This window comes from Shewanella aegiceratis, assembly GCF_019457495.1.
Classification (GTDB): Bacteria; Pseudomonadota; Gammaproteobacteria; order Enterobacterales; family Shewanellaceae; genus Shewanella; species Shewanella loihica.
The window spans coordinates 1,488,467-1,508,056 of the sequence record NZ_CP080416.1 but is presented as its reverse complement, the minus strand read 5'-3'; the positions used below and the strand labels follow the sequence as shown (position 1 = coordinate 1,508,056).

Below are 19,590 nucleotides of genomic sequence, written 5' to 3'. Positions count from 1 at the left end.
GAACAAAGCAAACATCATGCCAAGCAATGGATTTGGTTAAGCAGGTGAAATCAAGCAGATAGAAATGAAGCTAAGGAAGGAAAGGAGAAGCGGCAAGAGAAGCGGAAATGTGTTGCCGCCTGGGCAACACATTTCACTCGTCCCAATAAGCGGCAGCTTAACGGATCTGCAGTACCGTCTGCTGCAGGGTGTTGTTCACTTCCAAGGTACGCGAGTTCGCCTGGAAGTTACGCTGGGCCGAGATAAGATCCACTAGCTCAGTGGTCAGGTCGACGTTTGACTGCTCCAGCGCCGATGAGCGAATGCTACCAAAGGTGCCGCTATTGGCCTCACCCGCCAGTGCCGGACCCGAGTCCAGGCTCTCCTTCCAGGAGGTATTACCCACCTGAGTCAGGCCCTGCTCATTGGAGAAGCGCGCCAGGGCGACACGCGCCAGAGGCACGGTAGAGCCGTTACTGTAGCTGGCGTTAATCAAGCCATCGGCGCCCACTTCCACGTTAGTCAGACGACCCACTGTGGTACCGTCCTGGCTTAGCTCGGTCACCTCGAATGGCGAGGCGTATTGCGTCGGACTATTAAAGTTCAGCGTAAGCGTCTGGCTACCATCTGTACCTGGGCCCAAGACATTTGCGCCGCCAACACCGAGCGTCTCTGTGGTGATCACCGCAGGATCGCTGCCGGTATAGGCTCCTGTGTCGTTGAAGGATAAAACCGAGCCCTTCCAGCCGCTGGCGTTAACCGCTGTGCCGGTCGAGTCAGCAACGCCGTCACCCGTAGTATCACGACCATAGGTGCCCGCTGCGCCCGCCAAATCCACCTGCTTGCCGTCAACCGCATAGAAGGCCACCCAGTTACTGGTGCCAGTGTAGGCCGCCTCGGGTGGACGCACGAAATAGGTGGTCAGAATATGTGGCTCACCCAGTGAGTCGTACATGGTGACCGACGTCGAGTTGTTGTAGGTATCGGGGTCGTTCGGATTAAAGTTTGCCGGATCCAGCGTGCCCTCACCCGCGTTGAGGTTCATCTGAATACCGATATTGTCTGTCTTCTGTGGACTACCGGCAGTGTCAGGGATCTTCACCGGCTGAGTAGTTGTCAGACTCACAGAGGTGGAATTACCATCTTTGTCCACCGGGAAGGTCTGCAGGTAGTTACCGGCAGAGTTCACCAGGTAACTGTCGGCATCGACCTTAAAGGCGCCGGCGCGGGTGTAGGAGAGATCCTGCGAGCCCACTTCTGATGAGGTTACGAAGAAACCGCCGCCATTGATCGCCATATCCAGCGCGTTGCTGGTAAATTGCAGACTGCCCTGCTGGAATTGCTGCGCCACCTGAGCCGTAGTAACACCACCACCGACAGTGGTCTTGCTGTTGGCAAAGATAGAGCTGGCATACACGTCGGCGAACTCGGCGCGCGACTCTTTAAAGCCTGTGGTGTTAACGTTGGCGATGTTATTCGCCGTGGTATTGAGATCTTTTTGCGCCGCTGCGATACCACTCAATGCAATGTTAAATGACATAAATCACCTCACTAAAAATTTGTTATCTGTTCTGGACCTTACAGCCCTAACGCTCTGCTTTGTCTAGGTTTCAGACACGGCCAGAACATCACCGAGTTTGATACCGCCTATGCCTCTCAAGTTGAGAATTGCGCCGGTACTTGCCGTCCCCAGCGAAACACTCGTCACGTGAGCGTAGGTCGATACGGCTAAATCTTCACTCTTACCATCTACCTTGCCCGATGCCTTAATGGAATAGTTACCACTGGCAACGGGTTCCCCATCCTTATCCAGTCCATCCCAGGAGACATCTATATTGCCGCCGTCGCTACCATCGACGGTGAAGGTCTTCACCAGCTGCCCCTTCTCATCTTCGATTCGCACGGTTATCGACTCGATAGGCTCAGGGGTACTGATCACCCCTTTGAGCACGGGATCTTCCGCCGAAATATGCCCAGTATCCGATGGGATCAATACCTTCTGCCCCACCAGACCTGACGCCTGCAGCGCCTGGCTCGAGGTCATCACGGTATTGAGGTTGACTATCTCCTCGTTAAGCTTAGTGATGCCATCCACGGTGGAGAAAGACGCCATCTGGGCGATCATCTGATCGTTGTCCACCGGCTTAAAAGGATCCTGCATCGACAGCTGCTGACTGAGCAGGGAGAAGAAATCCTCCTGGGTCAGCTCCTGACTCTTGGCCTCAGGGATCGAGGACTCCTCTTGCAGGCGCATGCTGTCGAGAAACGGATTTCCCGTAGTCTGGGTGGTTGCCTGACTGCTCGACGCCTGAGGCGTCACCGACTTGGCGCTCTGGGTCGAACTGGTTTGCGCAACCTGAGTATTTAACGGATTAACTAGGCTCACGACTTACCCCCTAGGAATTGCCAATGCGTAAGGTTTGCTGAAGCATAGATTTTGCCGCATCGGCAACCTGTACGTTCATCTGGTAGGAACGAGAGGCCGAGATCATGTTGGCCATCTCCTCCATCACATTGACATTCGGCTTATAAATAAACCCATCGGCATCCGCTAACGGATGATCGGGTGAATACTCTTTCTGTAACGGCTTATCGCTCTCGACAATACCGGCCACCTTGACCGCCTGGCTGGTATTCTGCTGATGACTGGCCTTGGCCAGCTCGGCCTCGAAAACCGGATGGCGGGCGCGATAGGTCTTATCCACACTGCTGGAAACTGAATCGGCATTAGCGATATTACTGGCAGTGGTATTTAGCCTGACCGACTGGGCCGACATGCCAGAGCCTGCCACATTGAAGATATTAAAAAGGCTCATAATTACGTTCCTTTAAGGGCTTTTTTCAGGCCGGAAAACTTACCGTCAAGAAAACCTAACGACATCTGATACTCGAGCGCATTCTGCATAAACTCTGACTGCTCCTGCTGAATATCCACCGTATTGCCATCACCAGTATCGGGCTGATTTGGCACCCGATAGCTAATGTGCTGCTGGGAAAGCGCCGCTAAATCGAAGTGTTTTTCGTTGCTACGGCTCATCGCCAGCCCGCTTTGGGCCGTGCGCGCCGCCTGCAGCGCCTTATCAAAATCCAGGTCTTTCGCCTTGTAATGGGGCGTATCGGCATTGGCGATATTTGACGAGATCACCTCGGCACGCGCCGAACGTATCCCCAAGGTATACTGATGTATCCCCAATGCCTTATCGAAACTAATCGCCATAAAATTGCCTCCACACACGAATGCCATAAACAAAGCAATACTTGTGCCAATAAAATCCGTTATGGGTAACTTGCTAAGGCAAAGCAGATATAGAAATGGCAGGCATAAAAAATGCCAGCGATTGCTGGCATTTAAAACTTGATTGCGAACTCAGAGGGTTAGCCCCTTCAAGAGCTTAGTCTGTGACCTTAGGTCCGCTTCTGGTAATAGATCCCTGGGTTACACCTCACCATATCAAACTCGTCGGTCAGACCGGCAATCGACTCCGAGGCCCCCAGAAACAGTATCCCTTTAGGATTAAGGGCGGCAGCAAATTGCCGCAATATCTTGGCCTTTGCCTCTGGGGCAAAATAGATCAGCACGTTGCGGCAGAAGATGATGTCAAACTTGCCCAGCAAGGTGTAACTCTCGAGCAGGTTGTGCGCCCTGAAATTCACCAAACGCTTGACGTTAGCCTTCACCACCATGGAGCCAGTCCCCGTGGGTTCAAAAAACTGACGTTTACGCTCCTCGGACAGACCGCGCCCCAAGGCGAGGTTGTCATATTCGGCCGCCTTACAGCGCTCTAACATGGAGGGGGAGAGATCAGTAGCCAGAATCGTCGCACTGCCGGGCAAGGCGCCAGGCTTGCGCTGCTGATATTCCAAGATGGTCATGGCTAGCGAATAGGGTTCCTGCCCCGACGAACAGGCGGCCGACCAGATCTTCAGCGGCCGTCCCAGGCGGGCGTACTCGGGTAACAGGTTATTGCCTAACAACTCGAAGGGATAGCGATCGCGAAACCACAAGGTTTCATTGGTGGTCATGGCGTCGATCACCTCGGCACGAAGTTGCCGCTCGGTGGGCTTCATCGAATGTTTAACCACTTCAGATAATGAGGGAAGGTTATATTTCCCCATCAGAGGCGCGAGTCGACTACGAACCAAATATTGCTTATTGTCGCCCAACACAATTCCGCTGTGTTGTTCCAGAAATAATTTAAATTGGTTGTACTCGGCTTCGGCAAGTGATTTATTCGGCACCTTGATATCCCAATATCAAAAAAGAAAACAGGCTACAACATACACTATAGCAAGCGTTACAGAGGTCAGCGTTATACATTAGCTAACTCACTGATACAAGCCTAAACTTACCAAATTTAGGCTCAGGCCCAACTTAGTACAAATTACAAACTAAGATGCTTATTCACCGCCGCCGCTAATTCATCAGGATTAAATTTGGCGATAAAGTCATTAGCGCCCACCTTCTCCACCATGGCCTGGTTAAATACGCCACTGAGCGAGGTATGCAGCACCACCTTAATGTCTTTCAATTTAGGATTGTCGCGGATCTCTGCCGTCAGGGTATAGCCGTCCATCTCAGGCATTTCGATATCGGAAATGATCAGCGGGATCTCATGGGCCACGTTATCCATCTCGGCGGCGACGCTCACCAGCTTATCTAAGGCCTCGCGGCCATCTTTGGCGGTATCTATCTGAAGGCTCAGAGATTCCAGTGCGCGAATGATCTGCTTACGCGCCACGGCCGAATCGTCGATCACCATGATGTGATAGTGACGGTCTCTGTCTATGGTCAACTGCTCGTCGACTTCCTGACTGATCTGAGTCTTCACCGGCGAGATCTCATCGAGGATCTTCTCGACATCGAGGATCTCCACCAGCTCACCCTCAATCTCAGTCACGGCGGTCAGGTAGGAGTAGCGCCCGGCGCCTTGCGGCGGCGGCATGATCGCTTCCCAGTTCATGTTGATGATACGCTCGACCGACTTAACCAAGAAGCCCTGCACACTGCGGTTGTACTCGGAGATGATGATGAAGCAACCTTCGGTATCTTCTATCGGTCTGCCGCCGGTGGCCGCGCTGAGATCGATCACCGAAATGGTCTGGCCGCGAATATGGGCCACCCCCCTCACATAGGGATTGAGCTTAGGCAGGCCTGTCAGTGGCGGGCACTGCAGCACCTCTTTCACCTTAAATACGTTAATGCCAAACCTTTGCCGCCCGTTTAACTTAAACAGCAATAGCTCTAAGCGGTTTTGTCCTACAAGTTGGGTGCGTTTGTTAACTGATTCAAGAATACTCGACATAATGCCTTTGCCCTGTTGTCGGGTGAATGCGAAGCCGTTCCCATGGTAAATATGAGTATAGGCATACTAATTGCTTTATCTAGTTATATGACAACCAGACCTTTACTTTGTCAAATTTATGACACTCATTTCTCACAAAAAATGGCAAAGCCTTGGCTCTTAAAACGAAGTATAGGTGTAATCTGGCTAATCAAGCTAGTCAATTCATTATGAAAGTAAATTTTGCATATTTTCTGTTTTTGCTACTCATCTCTCTGCCCTTAAAGGCGGCAGAGACCGCCAGCGTTCCCTCTGTATCGACCATAGCGCGATTAGCTACAGAGGCAGTACAGGAAAAAATGGTCTTCCCCCAAGATGCCAAGGTCATCATTACCCCCCAAAGTCTGGACACCCGGCTAAATTCCCCCGCCTGTTTAGGCGAGCCCAAGGCGGAAATTGCCAGCGATCGCGCCATCAGTAAAAACAACACGGTCAAGATCAGCTGCGCCAGTCCAGATCTCGACTACCCCTGGCAAATCTACATTTCGGTTCGCGTCGAGGTGCTCTTCCCCGTGGTGGTGGTGAACCAAACCTTGGGGCCCGGCGATCTCATCGAATCGGATCAGATACGACTCGACTATGTGGAACAAAGCCAGCTCAGAGGTCAACAATTTGATGACCCTGCCGCCGTGACCGGCACCCGGGTAAAGCGCAGAATTCCCGCCAATCAGCCGCTGTTTGCCAGCAACCTCTGCTTCGTCTGCAAGGGCGATATCGTGGCCATCTATGCACGGGCCAATAATTTCGTGATAAAAACCAACGGTGAAGCGTTAAAAGATGGTAACCTTGGCGATAAGATACAGGTGCGCAATAGCCGCTCCAACAAGACAGTTGATGCACATGTGACAGGCATTGGCGAGGTGGAAGTCAGGATGTGATCCTGATGACCTTGGATGCGCAAAAATTTATACTGTTTTTTGAAACTTTATTCTAAAGCTTTGACCATGAGTGCCGATAGACAAGTATGTTGATCTCATTTATGTAAGTTGGACCCCACAATGCCTATAGATATTAAGCACGTAAATACAAACACTAACAGCCGGGTTGGCAGCGCCAGCTCGAAAGCCTCGCAGCACAAAGGTAGCGCAGCGGCCACCAGCGCACCAGCGCAGACGGTGAAGAGCGATTCTGTCTCTATCACCTCTCAGGCGCAGCAGTTACAAAGTGCCCAGGCCAAACTTAACGACATTCCTGAAATCGATATCAAGAAGGTCGAACAGATTAAAGCGGCCATCGCCGAGGGACGCTATAAGATAGATGCCGACAAACTCGCCAGCAACATAGCGCAGTTTGAAAAGGAACTTCAGGATCTTTAACTAATACGTTATGACGCAGATAACCGATATCATCGCCAATCAACACAATTTACTGGACAGTCTGAAGCAGACCATCACGGCAGAGAAGGATGCCCTGATCGCACAAGATGCGGATCAATTGTTGCGTCTGGCCAATGAGAAGGCCCAGTTGTTAAATGAGATCAAACTAGGTGATACCGAATTAGCTGCGCATCCTGACCTGGGCAGGCTCACTCAGGAGCCTCAGCTTATTGCCCTGGTCGACAAAGCCAAGCAGGCATTGGCAGAGTGTAAACAACTTAACGAGCAAAACGCCGCGCTTATCGAACACAGCATGGCCAGCGTCAATCGTTTCTCCCAGGCACTGCAGGCCAGTCGTAATGCCAGTAGCCTCACCTATGACGGCAAGGGCAAGACCTCGACTATCTCTACGCTCGGCAATAATCTGAAAGCCTAATCACGAACGTAGAGTTACAGGCTCAAGCTGAAGACATTAAAAAAGCCTCTTTATAGAGGCTTTTTTATTTGCGGGCAGCTAGAAATAGGTCACTTCCTTCACCGTCTGCGGCCGATTCTGCTGCTGATATAAGGCCCACACCTGCTGGAAGTCGAGCTCCAGCTCAGTCACATAATGATCCCCGACCGGGTAGCTCTTCACCACTTTCGCGCCGCGGATCACCCCGCTCACCGAGGCCTGAATATTATCATCGGAAAGCATCCAATCTTTCACACTGCTCGACGCCGATAACTGCTGGCCGTAAACCTGCTCGGCAAGCTCACGGTAGGCGGCGATCTTCGATGCCTGCATCGCCATCAACACCCGCTGAGATGCCTCTTTCGCAGGTTGAGTCGCCAGCGGCGCATAGCCAATTGCGGTTAACTTAGGAAAACTTTCCGGCGCTTGGGTTTCCCATTGAATGTATCTGTCTTGAGACGCACATCCACTCAGGACGAGCAGCAACACACTAATTAGATATCTCATTGCTTAACCCCTTTAATCTGGACATCTCCCTGACCCTGGCTGCTGTAACGAATAAGCTTGCCATCCTGGGCGACCACCTTCTCAGACAGGCTAAGGTAGTCCGCCAGCTCGGCCTGACTCACACTCGCCGCAGCGACCGAAACCACACGGTTGTTAGTTACATTAACGATACGGCTGTTTACCACCACACCATCAGGCTTAAGGCTCATGGTTGACACCAATACGTGCTCTACCGGCAGATCCGCTGGTAGTTGGCGCCAGTCGCGGGTCAGCAGCAGCTCACCTTGATCTGTCACCCTAACGTTCTCGCCCACGTTCAGATCCACCAGATTAAACTGATGATCATGCATGGCCGCGATCAGCCCCTGTTGTATCTGTAACCCCAAGGCGTTAGTCGACTTGAGGTTATCCAGCAACACAGGCGTCGCCACCAGCAGGGGCTGCTTAGGCGTCAACTGATCGTTCTGGCGCACCAATTCATTTGCCAACTGCTGAGTCAGATGCATCACAGATGAACTCGCTGGCAAACTATTGCCGGTCTGCAAGGTTGGCGTGGCGGGCTCATTTGCCGCGCAGGCCCCCAATAGCAACAGGGAAGATATTATCAAAGCATTTCGCATCATGATGTCCCATGGTTTTCGATATTGACCCAGGCCAATATACCCACTTGGCTGCGCCATAATTTCGGCCAACCAAACCTATTGGCAATTATGCAGCAATATATATGCCATAAGCTTAGCATTGTTCGATTTACACCTATTAGGGTTAACCTCAAGTATTGGGCTAACACTTGGCGAATCCTGAAGGACTGATTGGCGTTCGTCATCCTACTTTTCAGCAAATGACCTGACGGTGGCCAACTTTGGCTAACTTTAGCTAACTTTGACTGACTTTAACCAACTCAGGCATAGATATTGCTTTGAGTCTAACTAATCAATGGGAACATGAGAATGGGCGCGAAAACTGTCAGCATTTTGGCACCAGCTACGCGCTAGATAAACCGGCTCAGTTGAGACAGATACAATGAAACGAATTCAATTACTATTGCTGTTACTCGCCGCCTTTAACACTCAGGTGATGGCTCAGTGGCTTGAGGCCCAGGGCGAAGCCAAGATCATCAACGGCAATATCACCCAGGCGCGAGAAGATGCCATAGCTCAGGCGCTGAGCTATGTCACTTTGCAATCGGGTGGCCAGTTTACCAGCATGCAGCAGACTCAGAACGGTCAGCTAACCCAGACCCAGTTCTCGATGTCGCAGCAGGCCGAGGCCGGCCGCGTCGAGCTTATCAGCGAGCGTATCCAGGGCGATACCCTCAGCGTCAACCTAAGAGTCGATGTACTGCAAAACGCTAAGGTACAGACCTGTGGGATGAGTCAACTCAAGGCGGCCATCCTGGTTCCCCAGGCGCAAATTGCCGATCGTAGCCAACTCAGATATGGCAACCTTGGCAACTTCGAGAAAGCCCTGTCGGAGAAGCTCGGCAGCATCATCGCCCGCGAGGGTAAGGCGAGTTTCGCCCATGTTCATGCCAACGAACGACTCGATATCGAGCAGTCATTGATCGACATCCGCGGTTATCGCCTCCCCAGCTGGCTTAGCGAGATCACCGACAGCCAATACATTCTGCTGCCGGAGATCATCGACATCTCCACCGAGCCGGTCGAAGCCAGTCTGTTTGGCCTCTGGGATAGCTATCCTCAGCGCCAGTTTCAGCTACGTCTATCTCTGTATCATGGCATCAGCGGCGAGCAGATCTGGAGTGAGTACTATGACGCCCCTGCCCCATGGGAATTTGAGCGCCAAGCGACGGTACCAGCCCAGAGCAACCGTTTTTGGGCATCCAGCTATGGTAAGAACATCGAAATGCTGTTGACCCAGGCCAGCGAAGATATCGACAAGGTGCTCGACTGCCGCCCGTTACTTGGTCAGGTGGTATCCCGTGTCGACAACCGGGTGATCATCAACCTGGGGCGCAATCATGGCGTGAAAGTTGGGGATAAATTCCAACTGGTGCTACAGCAAAACCTGCCGGATCGACTTGATAATATGCGTGCGGTCGCCAGCGAATCTCGAGCCAAAATCACCATAGATCAGGTGACTCAGGAAAGCGCCACCGCCATACTGCAAGGCGCTAACGGCGCGATCAACATACAAATTAACGACATCGCGATGAAAATCTAACTTAATTAGTGCACTAATTAAGCAACTAAATCTAAAGCCTTTTCATCGCGATGAAAAACAGTATAATCACTTGCGTCTCCCTATAGCTCAACAGGATAGAGCAGTCGCCTCCTAAGCGATCGATCGGGGTTCGAGTCCCTGTGGGGAGACCAGTTAGTGAACTAGCCTAATAGATGAAGCATGACTTCGAGGGACAGTGTCAATGACTGAGCTTTTTAATGCCAATCTCAACATCATCAGCCAGCGTTGGCCTATCATTGCCTCTGCACTTCAACACGCATCTTTCGATCATTTAGATGCCGCTCTTGTTACCGGCCAAACTCAAACCATTAGCGTTAATGGCATTCAACTAAGTAGCCGCCACGATAGAATGGCCGAAGCACGTCTATTTATCGAACAGCTTCCCAGCGGCTGCAAGCATGTCGCAGTGTACGGTATCGGTATGGGCGATGTACCTAGCTTGCTGATAGATAATCCTCAATTACAGCAAATACTTATCTGCCCACTAAATATCGCGCTGTTTGCTTTATTGCTTTCTTACACAGATCAGAGTGAATGGCTGAACGATAAAAGAGTCGTTTTGGTGCACCAACTCGAGCAGAACAAGCTGGCAACTCATTATATTGCCATTACGCCCGACCTACTCCTGATTGATGATGAAAATGCAAAGTTAAGAGACCTATTGGTCTTAGAAAATAATCGTGCATATGCCAACAAACACCACACGATAGACAATCCAGAAATTCAGCAACGTTTACTTGAAAACCTATCTGCAATTGAACAGGATCCAGATGCTGCAACGCTGAAAATGACTCACCATCAATCTCACGCTCATCTGATTGGAGCAGGCCCGACGCTAGAAACACATTACTCCTATCTGCTCAGGCAACGCGCTCTGCCGATTGGGCAACGCCCCTTGATGATTGCCGTTGATACATCATTAAAGGCGTTAACTGAAAATAAAATCATTCCAGACATAGTAGTTTCTATTGACAGTAAAATAACATTGGAACACTTCCCTGAAAACATACCGGAAGATATAACCCTAGTTTACTTTCCTACACTATCAAAAGAGGTGATATCTAATTGGCCAGGCCCCAAATTCAATGCCTACTCAACCAGCCCTATTTACGATCAATTAGCTAAGCACCACCAAAAAATCAGGCTATTTACCAACGGCAGCGTCATCCACCCCGCGATTGATCTGGCGGTAACATTGGGAATCAAAGAAATCACATTATTTGGCTGTGATTTTTGTTACCCCAATAATAAAACCCACGCCCATTGGGAAGACGGCATGTTAGGACCTTCGACTCAATTGCAGAAAAAACATTGGGTTCTCAATGGCCATGGCAAACGTGTCGCCACAGATCTCAACTTTAGAGCTTATCTTCGCAGTCTGGAACACTATATTCGCATTCATCCCAAAGTGAAATTCTACCAATCGAGTTTAGAAGGGGCCAGAATAATTGGCGCACAGTACAAGGAGTTAGTTTGAATATAAAAGAGACATATGCAGTAATTACAAGCGACTTTGTTGAAGCCGCTCACGCGTTTCGATTAGGCCAGGAAGCAGAAGGCTCTCAGCGGTTGCGCGAAGGACTAGATCTATTAGAACCCCTTCTCAGCTCACACCCAAAGGCACAAGTGATTTTTCAATTGATTCCTAATATGCTAGCAGCTCAGGAGCGCCATGACTGGTTAGGGCTTGCGGACTACTTAGAACACGAATTAAGCGCGCTATTGAGCCAGACTTAGATCTATAACCTGGCAAACTTTAAGCTTGGTTAGTGTTAAAGCAACCGTCCCCCAAGACCAACCAACGCCAAATCCAGACAATACCAAGTTTACGCTTCCCTTTAGCAGCGGTTCACTTAAACTTAACCCTAATGCCAAAGGTATGGATGCAGAGCTGGTATTACCGACTTCCCCCATAGATATAACTAGCTGTTCATGTGTTAAACCTAACTTGTCTCCTAATCGCTTTAGCATCATTTCGTTTGCTTGATGCATTACACAATAATCGACATCAGCGTTTTGCCAGCCCTTAGCGGCTAAACAGGCTGTGATCGAAGAGGGAACTTCCCTTAGGGTGAACACAAATACCTGCATGCCATCCATAAAGAGTTCAGGGGATTCACCGGGACAGAGCGCTCCCCCTTTAGGTTGAATAAGATAAGGCGCTCCGGCACCATCGGTTCCTAGCGAGAACACCATCTCATCGCTTTCCATGCACTTTTCAATTGCGATAGCGCTAACCGCATCACCAAATAATGAGGATACCGCTCGATTATCCTGACGATATTGATGTGTCGTTGTATCCCCCACAACCAATAGCGCTTTACCCTTTGACAGTCCTGCTACTAACTGCGCAACTTGCCATAAACCATAAACAAACCCTGAACATCCCAAGTTTACATCATAGGCGATAGTATCTTTGCTCAAGCCAAGCTGATGTTGCAACTGGACTGCATTCCCTGGCAAAGGGTAATCCGGGGTTTGGGTAACAAAGACGACGAGCGAAATCTCCTCCGGCTTCCAATCCATTGCATCTATCAATGATTCACATGCTACTTTACCAAGCGATAACGCGGTTTGGTCAGCTGAAGCAACACGTCTTGCGCGAATCCCGGTCGAGGCAACAATACGAGCCATCTCTTCTCTTGCACTACTCGAAGATTCATCAATATTTTCACAACTAATTTCAGGTAAGACGGAGACAATGCCTGTGATCGACACCTTGTTCACGGAAGTAATGGTCATTTCTTATCCCTGATTTTTCACTATATAGCAAAAGGTTAGTGCACTTTTGGCGCAAGCACGGCACTTTCAAGCTATATTATTCAATGTTATAGTTAAAACCAACATTATTCGTTTAATTCAACAGGGTTATTTATGGAAGCTGTGATTAAGTCAGTTAAAATTGCAGGAATGCAAGCTGCTGTTCCCCCCCATAGACATTCATATGTAGAAACACCCGACATATTCACCCAAGAAGAAGCCGATAAGATTTATGCCAGTACTGGTATTCATAGCCGACGAATACTCCCCAAACACCTCTGTGCATCTGACATGTGTATCGCTGCGGCGCAAAGACTACTAGAAAGGCTTGATTGGGCGCCCGAATCAATAGATGTATTAATTTATGTATCTCAAGATGCAGATTATGCGCTGCCGGCAACAGCTTGTTTAATGCAACACAGGCTCGGGCTTCCGCAAACTGCTGCATGTTTAGATGTCAGTCTTGGCTGCTCTGGTTTTGTGTACGCCACATGGATAGCCAGTCAACTCCTCAATAGCTCAAGCGGTAAGAGAGCCTTGGTTCTGTGCGGAGATACCTCTAGTCGTCACCTACTTCCTGATGACCGTGGAACCCTGCCACTGTTCGGCGATGCAGGCGTCGCTACCGCTTTAGAATATGATGAAAATTGGCCAGATTCTTATGCCGTCTACGGTACTGATGGCACCGGCGGCCAGCACATAGCGGTAAAGGCGGGTGGACGCCGCGTACCTACCATGCCAGAACGAGAACCGAGAGCAACAGAGGAAGAAGAAAGGCTCTACAAAGATTCCAGACTCTACCTCAATGGAGCTGCGGTATTTTCATTTACCTTAAGAGTCGTTCCTAAACTCATCAAGGAAACCTTGGCCCTAGCCAATATTGAAGCCGATGATTTAGACATGGTTGTAATGCATCAGGCAAACCAGTTTATTCTTGAGCATCTTCGTAAGAAAGCCAAAGTGGCGGAAGAAAAATACTTGATTGATATGGCCGACTTTGGGAACACTTCCAGCGCCTCGGTGCCACTTGCGATCTGTCATAAGCTCACCAATTTCTTCACCAATGAGACGAAAAAAGTGATGCTTGGCGGATTCGGAGTCGGATGGTCTTGGGGCGCCATTATCACAGATATTGGTCCCATCGTAGCCCCAGAATTAATTGAAATATCTGATGATTTTGAACCATTAACTTTAGTGCAATCATAATGGATCTCACCAATAAACTTTATATAGTCACAGGCGCTGCTGCGGACTCAGATATTGGCCTCGCAATTTGTCAAAAGCTTGATAATTGTGGGGCAAAATTAATTCTTGTGGGACGTCGAGAACACGCACTGCAGGAGACATTGAGTCTGCTGAAGGGGAAAGAACACATAGTGTGCCCTTTTGACCTTAGTGAACTGCAAAATATTACGACTTGGGCAAAATCTATCGTCACGCAATATGGTGCGATAGATGGGCTAGTACATAGCGCGAGCTTTCAAGGGTACAGCCCACTAAGAGGTATTACTCCCAAGCAGATCCATCAATACCTAGATATAAACTTCTCTGCTGCTGTTATGCTTACCTCTGCCTTTTCCAAAGCCAGACACTTTAATCCAGGGGCAAGTTTTATCTTCATCGGCTCTGCGGCTGGACAGAGAGGGCTAAAAGCAAGAACGCTCTACGCCGCATCTAAGGCTGCACTCTCGTCTATGGTACAGTCGGCGGCCTTAGAGCTAGCCGCTAAACAGATTAGAGTAAATTGCGTCGCCCCGGCTCTGGTATCTGGTGCCAAGGCTGAACAACAATTTGCTACGCTCGGCGTGGAGCTAAGCCAACGATTAATCGAAGCCCATCCACTTGGACTAAGCACACCAGAAGATGTCGCAAACAGTGTTTACTTTTTATTAAGCGATCTAAGTCGCAATACTACTGGCATCACGCTCGCTGTAGATGGTGGATTCCTTGCCGGCTAAGCCTAAAGCCGCTTTTTACGGTAACAATTCCCACCGAATTGGCGCCGGACACATTATGCGCCTCTACGCCCTCGCTGAAGCTGCCGCAAATCAATTTGATATTTGGTTTGTCTATAAGACCTGCAGCGATGCGCTACTGAGTAAACTTAAACGGGCTAATTTTAATCTGCTCCAAATATCATCTAGCTTGACCGGTAGCGAATTAAAACAGCATAAATTCGACACAATAATAGTCGATGACTACGAGTTAACTGGCAACGAATGGCATCAACTTGTAAGTACTGGAAGCTACCTCGTTAAACTGGATGATGCCCTTGATGATGACCCAATACTAGCCGATTTAATTATCAACCCTGCACCTAACTGTACCCAAACGGATTATCAAAGCAGGGCACCGCATGCTAACTACTGCCTTGGGCCACATTTTACCTATTTAAGACGAGAGTTTACGACTTGCCATTTTACACCGTTAATGGCGCGCCCTAACCTTTTAATCTCGTTGGGTGGTACTGATACCAAATCATTAGCCCTACCGCTATCTAAAGCCCTACTAAAGACTTTAAACCAATGTCAGGTACAATTACTGTTGGGAAAACCTCATCAAGATCAAATTGCCCTAGAAGCTCTGACACGAGAACAGGTAAATTTTTCACTTATTTGCGACCCACAATCTGTTGCTGAAGTGATGACGCTATCAGGATTAGCCATATCGGCGGCAGGAGGAACCCTTGGAGAACTAGCCAGCCAAGGCGTACCAACTCTTGCCTTGGTAACCGTCGACAACCAGCTACCAGCCTTAACCTCGCCCTTGAATAATACCTGGTATCAGGCAATAGATTGCCGGCACTATGAACAATCTGAGCCGGAGAGTGAAAGTAACCTAGCGCTCATCAATGAAATAGCAACTCAGGCCTACGCACTTTGGCATAATAAATGCTGTCGACAACTAATGAGTGATAAGGCTCGTCAACTGATTGACGGCCAAGGCTGCCAAAGAGTAATAGATAGATTAGTTATTGGCCTAGAAGAGAAGTCGAAACACCAATGATTGCAAAACAATCCTTACATCCAGAACACTACTATGACGCGAAAACACTTGAGGTTGAACAGACCCAGGTATTCGAAAAGAGTTGGGTATTTGTCGGTTTTAAAGACCAGATCTCTCAAAATCATGATTTCATTACATTACAGGTAGGTAACACCCCTGTTGTGGTGCAGAACTTTAATGGCGAGCTCAGTGCACTACTCAACGTATGCAGCCATCGCAAGGCAAAACTTCAAACAGCACAACGTGGTAACAGACCACTGCTTTGCCCATACCATTGTTGGAGTTACAAGAGCGATGGCGCCCTTAGTGGGGTACCACAAAATCGTACCGACTTTGGCTTGGATGATTTAGCCAAAAAAAAACTCGCCCTAAAACAGTTTAATCTGGCTAGTTGCGGTAACATGTTGTTTGTTCGCGTTGCCAAAGAAGGTCCAAGATTAGATGAATTTTTAGGCCCTTATTTCAATATATTAGAAGAAATATCCAATGATTTCGTCGATCCAGTGCAACAAGGCAATTATCATTGGGAAACAAATTGGAAGCTAGCATGCGAGACGGTTCTCGAAGTCTATCATGTAGCCGGAACTCACCCCGAAACCTTTGCCAAATTTGCCAAACCTGAAGTTGAGGTTGCTCATTTTAATGGACATACGACAGGCAACACTCCATTGCAAGACGCACCAAAGAAATGGTGGGCCGGCGCCAGGAAGCATCTCAAACTCGAGCAAAGCACTTCCTATAGTGAATACAATCATTTTTTCATCTATCCCAATTTAGCTATTGGACTGACCAACGGTTCGCTCATGTCACTGCAAACTTATGAGCCCAAAGGAACCACTCAGTCTCAGCTGAATTTTCAATTACGTATGATGAGAAGAGTAGATGGAGGCGCTACCAGCGATGCGGTTAAGGCGGCGATCAAGGCAAACTTTACTGAATTCAATCATACCATCTTAGAAGAAGATAGATTGGTAGCAGAATCATGTCAGGCTAATATGCAGAGCATTGACTCTGCTGGGATACTGGGCAAATGCGAGGAGAGAATTCTGCATTTTCATGACGCCTGGCGTCACGATGTCCAGCCCCATTTACCATTGAGGGATTAAGATGTTTACGCCTAACATTTCTATAAATGGCCGGCAGATAGGTCCACAACATAAACCTTATGTGATAGCCGAACTGTCGGGGAATCACAAAGGTAGTCTGTCTAAAGCGCTTAGCATGATAGATGCTGCAGCAGCCACAGGGGTTGATGCCATCAAGATACAGACCTATAGCGCAGATACCATTACACTTGATCACGATAGCCCAGAATTCCTGCTACAGGGAGGCTTATGGGCGGGCAGAACCTTATATGACCTTTATCAAGAAGCACATACGCCATGGGAATGGCATGAGGCACTATTTGAACGAGCAAAACAAAATAACATAGCGCTGTTTTCATCTCCGTTCGATCTATCGGCAATTGAACTGCTTGAGTCTCTAAACTGCCCGGCCTATAAAATTGCTTCGTTTGAGATCAATGATATCGGCCTCATCACAGCCGCTGCGAAAACCGGTAAGCCACTCATCATCTCGACAGGTTTGGCGACACTCGCCGAAATTGAAGAAGCCGTTGAGGCAGTTGCCGATGCGGGCGGTAACCAACTGGCCCTGCTGCATTGTATTAGTGGTTATCCAACGCCTATTGAAGATTGCAATCTGCGCACGCTCACCGACCTATGTCAACGTTTCGATTTTCCTATCGGTCTAAGCGATCACACCTTAGAAACCACGGCAGCCATAACGGCGATTGCGCTAGGGGCTAGTATTATTGAAAAACACTTCACTCTCGATAGAAACGATGGCTCTGTTGATGCCGCCTTTTCTCTGGAACCCGATGCATTTGCGACATTGAAACAAGAGGTGGACAAAGCCCATCTCGCCCTAGGCCATGCCGGTTATGAGATTAAACCGAGTGAGGCGGGTGGTCGCGATTTTCGTCGTTCACTATACGTTAGCCAAGCTATCAAGAAGGGAGAGTCTTTCACTCGCGACAATGTACGTTCGGTAAGACCTGCACATGGATTGCACACTCGCTATCTGCCTCAAATACTGGGACAAAAGGCATCCCAAGATATTGCCTTTGGTGAACCAATGAGAGAGAGCTATCTCTCCAAGCCCTTGGTTAAACGAGAGGATTAAATGCGCGTAATCTGCATCACACAAGCGCGAATGGGATCAAGTCGGTTACCAGGTAAAGTACTGACTCCCATTGCCAATAAGCCTATGCTCGAATATCACATCGAGAGAGTTGCTCAATCACATCTCATTGATACCCATATTATCGCGACTACAATCGAAGATAATGACCAGGCTATCGCCGATTATTGCCATACCAAGCAACTGCAGTGTTTTAGAGGAGATGAGCAGGACGTTTTACAAAGGTTCTACGAGGCGGCACTTTCAGTGGGTGCAGAGCAAGAAGACATTATCATACGCCTTACAGGTGATTGTCCGTTGATCTGCCCAGAATTAATCGATCAAGCCATTCGTAAGCATCAAACGGGGGATCCCGCCCAATATACGCACATTAGCCTGGCCTTTTTTCCTAGGGGATTTGATGTAGAAGTATTTAGTATGCATAGCCTTACTCTGGCATTTCAACATGCTCACACTCAGGCACAACGAGAACATGTAACACTATTTCTCTATACCCAACCAGACGCCAAAATAGTACCAATTGAAACAGGAAAGGCCTCTTGGGGTGAGTTTAGGCTTTGCGTAGACGAAATAGACGACCTACGTCTGGTCGAACAAATTATCCAATTATTAGGCGAAAATTGGCTCACAGCAGATCATAAAACAATTTGCAAACTGCTGACAGACAATCCGGAGCTCGCCCAAATCAACAAACATGTCGCGCAGCGCATTGCACATTAAGATAAATCATTCCTGTGCGCTGCCGATAAAGTAAATAACAATAGTTTTAATATAAAGAACATAAATAACTCGAGGTAACATATTATGAACAAACAAGAATTTTTAAATGCCCTAGAAGAGATCCTTGAACTGGACGAGAATACGCTTAAGGGGGACGAGGTCTTGATGGACATTGAGCAATGGGACTCTTTGGCATTTCTAAGCATCATCGCCATGGCCGATGAGCACTTCGATATAGTGATTCAAGGTGACAAGTTAGAAGAGATCAACACAGTGGGCGATCTTGTCGGTTTAGTAGAAGAACATCTAGCCGCCTAAGGCGATTACACTACCGTGATGAATGTCAATCCAATGGATTTCAGTGGCAAGCGAGTGCTTGTCACTGGCGCCTCCGCAGGCATCGGAAAGGCTTGTGCCATATTGTTTTCCCAACTCGGTGCTCAGGTTATTCTCAATGGCCGTAACTCAAAAGCGCTCGAACAAACGCTCACCGAATTAAGCGGTAATGGCCACGTTTGTGCACCTTTCGACATGGCCGACACAGATAAGCTTACCGACTGGGTGAAAATGCTGGTGAAAGAACATGGTTATTTAGACGGTTTTGTACACTGTGCAGGTATACAAATCACCAAACCGATCCGACTTTTCGACCAAGCCTTCTTTGACGAAACCATGCATGTCAACCTGGCTAGCGCCATGGCTATTAGCAAAGGCTTCAGACTAAAACGTGATCGTTCAAAACAAGGTGCGATAGTATTTGTCTCCTCCATCGCCGGATTAATAGGCCAAACAGGAAACACGCTTTACGGTGCAAGCAAGGCAGGCCTGATGTCTCTAACCAGAGGTCTCGCCATGGAATTGCTTAGGGATAACATCAGGGTAAACTGTGTCGCACCAGCATTGGTCGCAACAGAAATGGCGACTCGTACACAAGAGAGTATGACAGAAGCACAGTTTCAACATATGTTAGATCAGCATCCAATGGGCTTAGGGCAACCCGAAGATGTCGCTAATGCGGTTGCCTTTCTCCTGAGTGACGCCGCTAAATGGATCAATGCAGTGACCTTGCCCGTTGAAGGTGGATATTTAGCAAATTAAG

General features: G+C 48.7%; 23 protein-coding genes and 1 tRNA gene. 15 read left to right on the top strand and 9 right to left on the bottom strand.

Annotated elements, in window-relative coordinates:
- Positions 1-157: 157 nt before the first annotated feature.
- The 6 genes from flgE to K0H80_RS06680 all read right to left on the bottom strand — a co-directional run bounded on the left by flgE (position 158) and on the right by K0H80_RS06680 (position 5,282).
- Positions 158-1,519: a flagellar hook protein FlgE gene (gene flgE, locus K0H80_RS06705; protein WP_011865149.1), complete on the bottom strand. Its 1,362-nt coding sequence runs from the start codon at positions 1,517-1,519 to the stop codon at positions 158-160.
- Positions 1,520-1,582: 63 nt separating this feature from the next.
- Positions 1,583-2,365, bottom strand: a complete 783-nt coding sequence (flgD, locus tag K0H80_RS06700) for a flagellar hook assembly protein FlgD (RefSeq protein ID WP_011865148.1) — start codon at positions 2,363-2,365, stop codon at positions 1,583-1,585.
- A 10-nt stretch (positions 2,366-2,375) separates the two neighbouring features.
- Positions 2,376-2,795, bottom strand: coding sequence for a flagellar basal body rod protein FlgC (flgC, locus tag K0H80_RS06695; protein ID WP_011865147.1), 420 nt, complete (start codon positions 2,793-2,795; stop codon positions 2,376-2,378).
- A 2-nt stretch (positions 2,796-2,797) separates the two neighbouring features.
- Complete coding sequence (gene flgB / locus K0H80_RS06690) at positions 2,798-3,196, bottom strand: flagellar basal body rod protein FlgB (protein WP_011865146.1); 399 nt, start codon at positions 3,194-3,196, stop codon at positions 2,798-2,800.
- 188 nt (positions 3,197-3,384) lie between these two features.
- On the bottom strand, positions 3,385-4,224 hold the full coding sequence (locus tag K0H80_RS06685) for a CheR family methyltransferase (protein WP_220045234.1): 840 nt from the start codon (positions 4,222-4,224) through the stop codon (positions 3,385-3,387).
- Between the two features lie 137 nt (positions 4,225-4,361).
- Positions 4,362-5,282 (bottom strand): chemotaxis protein CheV, encoded by a 921-nt coding sequence (locus tag K0H80_RS06680; RefSeq protein ID WP_144204188.1) that lies wholly within the window; start codon positions 5,280-5,282, stop codon positions 4,362-4,364.
- A gap of 209 nt (positions 5,283-5,491) precedes the next feature.
- Here K0H80_RS06680 and flgA point away from each other — a divergent pair, with 209 nt between their 5' ends.
- The 3 genes from flgA (at position 5,492) to K0H80_RS06665 (ending at position 7,073) form a co-directional block, all read left to right on the top strand.
- Entirely contained in the window at positions 5,492-6,199 is a 708-nt protein-coding gene (gene flgA, locus K0H80_RS06675; RefSeq protein WP_220073492.1) for a flagellar basal body P-ring formation chaperone FlgA, read from the top strand.
- Positions 6,200-6,319: 120 nt separating this feature from the next.
- Positions 6,320-6,637, top strand: coding sequence for a flagellar biosynthesis anti-sigma factor FlgM (gene flgM / locus K0H80_RS06670; RefSeq protein WP_220073491.1), 318 nt, complete (start codon positions 6,320-6,322; stop codon positions 6,635-6,637).
- Between the two features lie 10 nt (positions 6,638-6,647).
- Positions 6,648-7,073 carry a flagella synthesis protein FlgN gene (locus K0H80_RS06665; RefSeq protein WP_220073490.1) on the top strand — a complete coding sequence of 142 codons (426 nt, stop codon included), beginning with the start codon at positions 6,648-6,650 and terminating at the stop codon, positions 7,071-7,073.
- A 78-nt stretch (positions 7,074-7,151) separates the two neighbouring features.
- On the opposite strand, the gene K0H80_RS06660 is transcribed toward K0H80_RS06665, so the two are convergent.
- Positions 7,152-7,598 (bottom strand): LPP20 family lipoprotein, encoded by a 447-nt coding sequence (locus K0H80_RS06660; protein WP_144204184.1) that lies wholly within the window; start codon positions 7,596-7,598, stop codon positions 7,152-7,154.
- Positions 7,595-8,206, bottom strand: a complete 612-nt coding sequence (locus tag K0H80_RS06655; RefSeq protein ID WP_350354812.1) for a FlgO family outer membrane protein — start codon at positions 8,204-8,206, stop codon at positions 7,595-7,597. Before K0H80_RS06655 ends, K0H80_RS06660 begins: the two co-directional genes overlap by 4 nt.
- A gap of 415 nt (positions 8,207-8,621) precedes the next feature.
- Between K0H80_RS06655 and K0H80_RS06650 the strand changes: the two genes are divergently transcribed.
- The 4 genes from K0H80_RS06650 to K0H80_RS06635 all read left to right on the top strand — a co-directional run bounded on the left by K0H80_RS06650 (position 8,622) and on the right by K0H80_RS06635 (position 11,540).
- Positions 8,622-9,782 carry a flagellar assembly protein FlgT gene (locus tag K0H80_RS06650; RefSeq protein ID WP_220073489.1) on the top strand — a complete coding sequence of 387 codons (1,161 nt, stop codon included), beginning with the start codon at positions 8,622-8,624 and terminating at the stop codon, positions 9,780-9,782.
- Between the two features lie 76 nt (positions 9,783-9,858).
- Positions 9,859-9,934 (top strand) — tRNA-Arg (locus K0H80_RS06645).
- Between the two features lie 50 nt (positions 9,935-9,984).
- Positions 9,985-11,280: a motility associated factor glycosyltransferase family protein gene (locus tag K0H80_RS06640; protein WP_011865137.1), complete on the top strand. Its 1,296-nt coding sequence runs from the start codon at positions 9,985-9,987 to the stop codon at positions 11,278-11,280.
- Positions 11,277-11,540 carry a hypothetical protein gene (locus K0H80_RS06635; protein ID WP_011865136.1) on the top strand — a complete coding sequence of 88 codons (264 nt, stop codon included), beginning with the start codon at positions 11,277-11,279 and terminating at the stop codon, positions 11,538-11,540. The genes K0H80_RS06640 and K0H80_RS06635 overlap by 4 nt, the downstream gene beginning before the upstream one ends.
- On the opposite strand, the gene K0H80_RS06630 is transcribed toward K0H80_RS06635, so the two are convergent.
- Positions 11,523-12,545, bottom strand: coding sequence for a ketoacyl-ACP synthase III (locus K0H80_RS06630; RefSeq protein ID WP_011865135.1), 1,023 nt, complete (start codon positions 12,543-12,545; stop codon positions 11,523-11,525). The genes K0H80_RS06635 and K0H80_RS06630 overlap by 18 nt on opposite strands.
- 132 nt (positions 12,546-12,677) lie before the next feature.
- On the opposite strand from K0H80_RS06630, the gene K0H80_RS06625 reads away from it, so the two are divergent.
- The 8 genes from K0H80_RS06625 to K0H80_RS06590 all read left to right on the top strand — a co-directional run bounded on the left by K0H80_RS06625 (position 12,678) and on the right by K0H80_RS06590 (position 19,589).
- Positions 12,678-13,769 (top strand): 3-oxoacyl-ACP synthase III family protein, encoded by a 1,092-nt coding sequence (locus tag K0H80_RS06625; RefSeq protein WP_220073488.1) that lies wholly within the window; start codon positions 12,678-12,680, stop codon positions 13,767-13,769.
- On the top strand, positions 13,769-14,521 hold the full coding sequence (locus K0H80_RS06620; RefSeq protein ID WP_220073487.1) for an SDR family NAD(P)-dependent oxidoreductase: 753 nt from the start codon (positions 13,769-13,771) through the stop codon (positions 14,519-14,521). Before K0H80_RS06625 ends, K0H80_RS06620 begins: the two co-directional genes overlap by 1 nt.
- Positions 14,499-15,569, top strand: coding sequence for a UDP-2,4-diacetamido-2,4,6-trideoxy-beta-L-altropyranose hydrolase (gene pseG, locus K0H80_RS06615; RefSeq protein WP_011865132.1), 1,071 nt, complete (start codon positions 14,499-14,501; stop codon positions 15,567-15,569). Before K0H80_RS06620 ends, pseG begins: the two co-directional genes overlap by 23 nt.
- Entirely contained in the window at positions 15,566-16,675 is a 1,110-nt protein-coding gene (locus K0H80_RS06610) for an aromatic ring-hydroxylating oxygenase subunit alpha (RefSeq protein ID WP_011865131.1), read from the top strand. Before pseG ends, K0H80_RS06610 begins: the two co-directional genes overlap by 4 nt.
- A 1-nt stretch (position 16,676) precedes the next feature.
- Positions 16,677-17,753, top strand: a complete 1,077-nt coding sequence (gene pseI, locus K0H80_RS06605) for a pseudaminic acid synthase (RefSeq protein ID WP_011865130.1) — start codon at positions 16,677-16,679, stop codon at positions 17,751-17,753.
- Positions 17,754-18,491, top strand: a complete 738-nt coding sequence (locus tag K0H80_RS06600; protein WP_011865129.1) for a cytidylyltransferase domain-containing protein — start codon at positions 17,754-17,756, stop codon at positions 18,489-18,491.
- An 84-nt stretch (positions 18,492-18,575) separates the two neighbouring features.
- Entirely contained in the window at positions 18,576-18,809 is a 234-nt protein-coding gene (locus tag K0H80_RS06595; RefSeq protein WP_011865128.1) for an acyl carrier protein, read from the top strand.
- An 18-nt stretch (positions 18,810-18,827) separates the two neighbouring features.
- Entirely contained in the window at positions 18,828-19,589 is a 762-nt protein-coding gene (locus K0H80_RS06590; RefSeq protein WP_011865127.1) for an SDR family NAD(P)-dependent oxidoreductase, read from the top strand.
- Position 19,590: the final 1 nt, after the last annotated feature.

Bases quoted from the DNA above. Each gene is read 5' to 3' on its own strand.
- flgE (WP_011865149.1), bottom strand. From the start codon at position 1,519: ATGTCATTTAACATTGCATTGAGTGGTATCGCAGCGGCGCAAAAAGAT.
- flgC (WP_011865147.1), bottom strand. From the start codon at position 2,795: ATGAGCCTTTTTAATATCTTCAATGTGGCAGGCTCTGGCATGTCGGCC.
- flgB (WP_011865146.1), bottom strand. From the start codon at position 3,196: ATGGCGATTAGTTTCGATAAGGCATTGGGGATACATCAGTATACCTTG.
- K0H80_RS06680 (WP_144204188.1), bottom strand. From the start codon at position 5,282: ATGTCGAGTATTCTTGAATCAGTTAACAAACGCACCCAACTTGTAGGA.
- flgA (WP_220073492.1), top strand. From the start codon at position 5,492: ATGAAAGTAAATTTTGCATATTTTCTGTTTTTGCTACTCATCTCTCTG.
- flgM (WP_220073491.1), top strand. From the start codon at position 6,320: ATGCCTATAGATATTAAGCACGTAAATACAAACACTAACAGCCGGGTT.
- K0H80_RS06665 (WP_220073490.1), top strand. From the start codon at position 6,648: ATGACGCAGATAACCGATATCATCGCCAATCAACACAATTTACTGGAC.
- K0H80_RS06660 (WP_144204184.1), bottom strand. From the start codon at position 7,598: ATGAGATATCTAATTAGTGTGTTGCTGCTCGTCCTGAGTGGATGTGCG.
- K0H80_RS06650 (WP_220073489.1), top strand. From the start codon at position 8,622: ATGAAACGAATTCAATTACTATTGCTGTTACTCGCCGCCTTTAACACT.
- K0H80_RS06640 (WP_011865137.1), top strand. From the start codon at position 9,985: ATGACTGAGCTTTTTAATGCCAATCTCAACATCATCAGCCAGCGTTGG.
- K0H80_RS06630 (WP_011865135.1), bottom strand. From the start codon at position 12,545: ATGACCATTACTTCCGTGAACAAGGTGTCGATCACAGGCATTGTCTCC.
- K0H80_RS06625 (WP_220073488.1), top strand. From the start codon at position 12,678: ATGGAAGCTGTGATTAAGTCAGTTAAAATTGCAGGAATGCAAGCTGCT.
- K0H80_RS06620 (WP_220073487.1), top strand. From the start codon at position 13,769: ATGGATCTCACCAATAAACTTTATATAGTCACAGGCGCTGCTGCGGAC.
- pseG (WP_011865132.1), top strand. From the start codon at position 14,499: ATGGTGGATTCCTTGCCGGCTAAGCCTAAAGCCGCTTTTTACGGTAAC.
- K0H80_RS06610 (WP_011865131.1), top strand. From the start codon at position 15,566: ATGATTGCAAAACAATCCTTACATCCAGAACACTACTATGACGCGAAA.
- pseI (WP_011865130.1), top strand. From the start codon at position 16,677: ATGTTTACGCCTAACATTTCTATAAATGGCCGGCAGATAGGTCCACAA.
- K0H80_RS06600 (WP_011865129.1), top strand. From the start codon at position 17,754: ATGCGCGTAATCTGCATCACACAAGCGCGAATGGGATCAAGTCGGTTA.
- K0H80_RS06595 (WP_011865128.1), top strand. From the start codon at position 18,576: ATGAACAAACAAGAATTTTTAAATGCCCTAGAAGAGATCCTTGAACTG.
- K0H80_RS06590 (WP_011865127.1), top strand. From the start codon at position 18,828: ATGAATGTCAATCCAATGGATTTCAGTGGCAAGCGAGTGCTTGTCACT.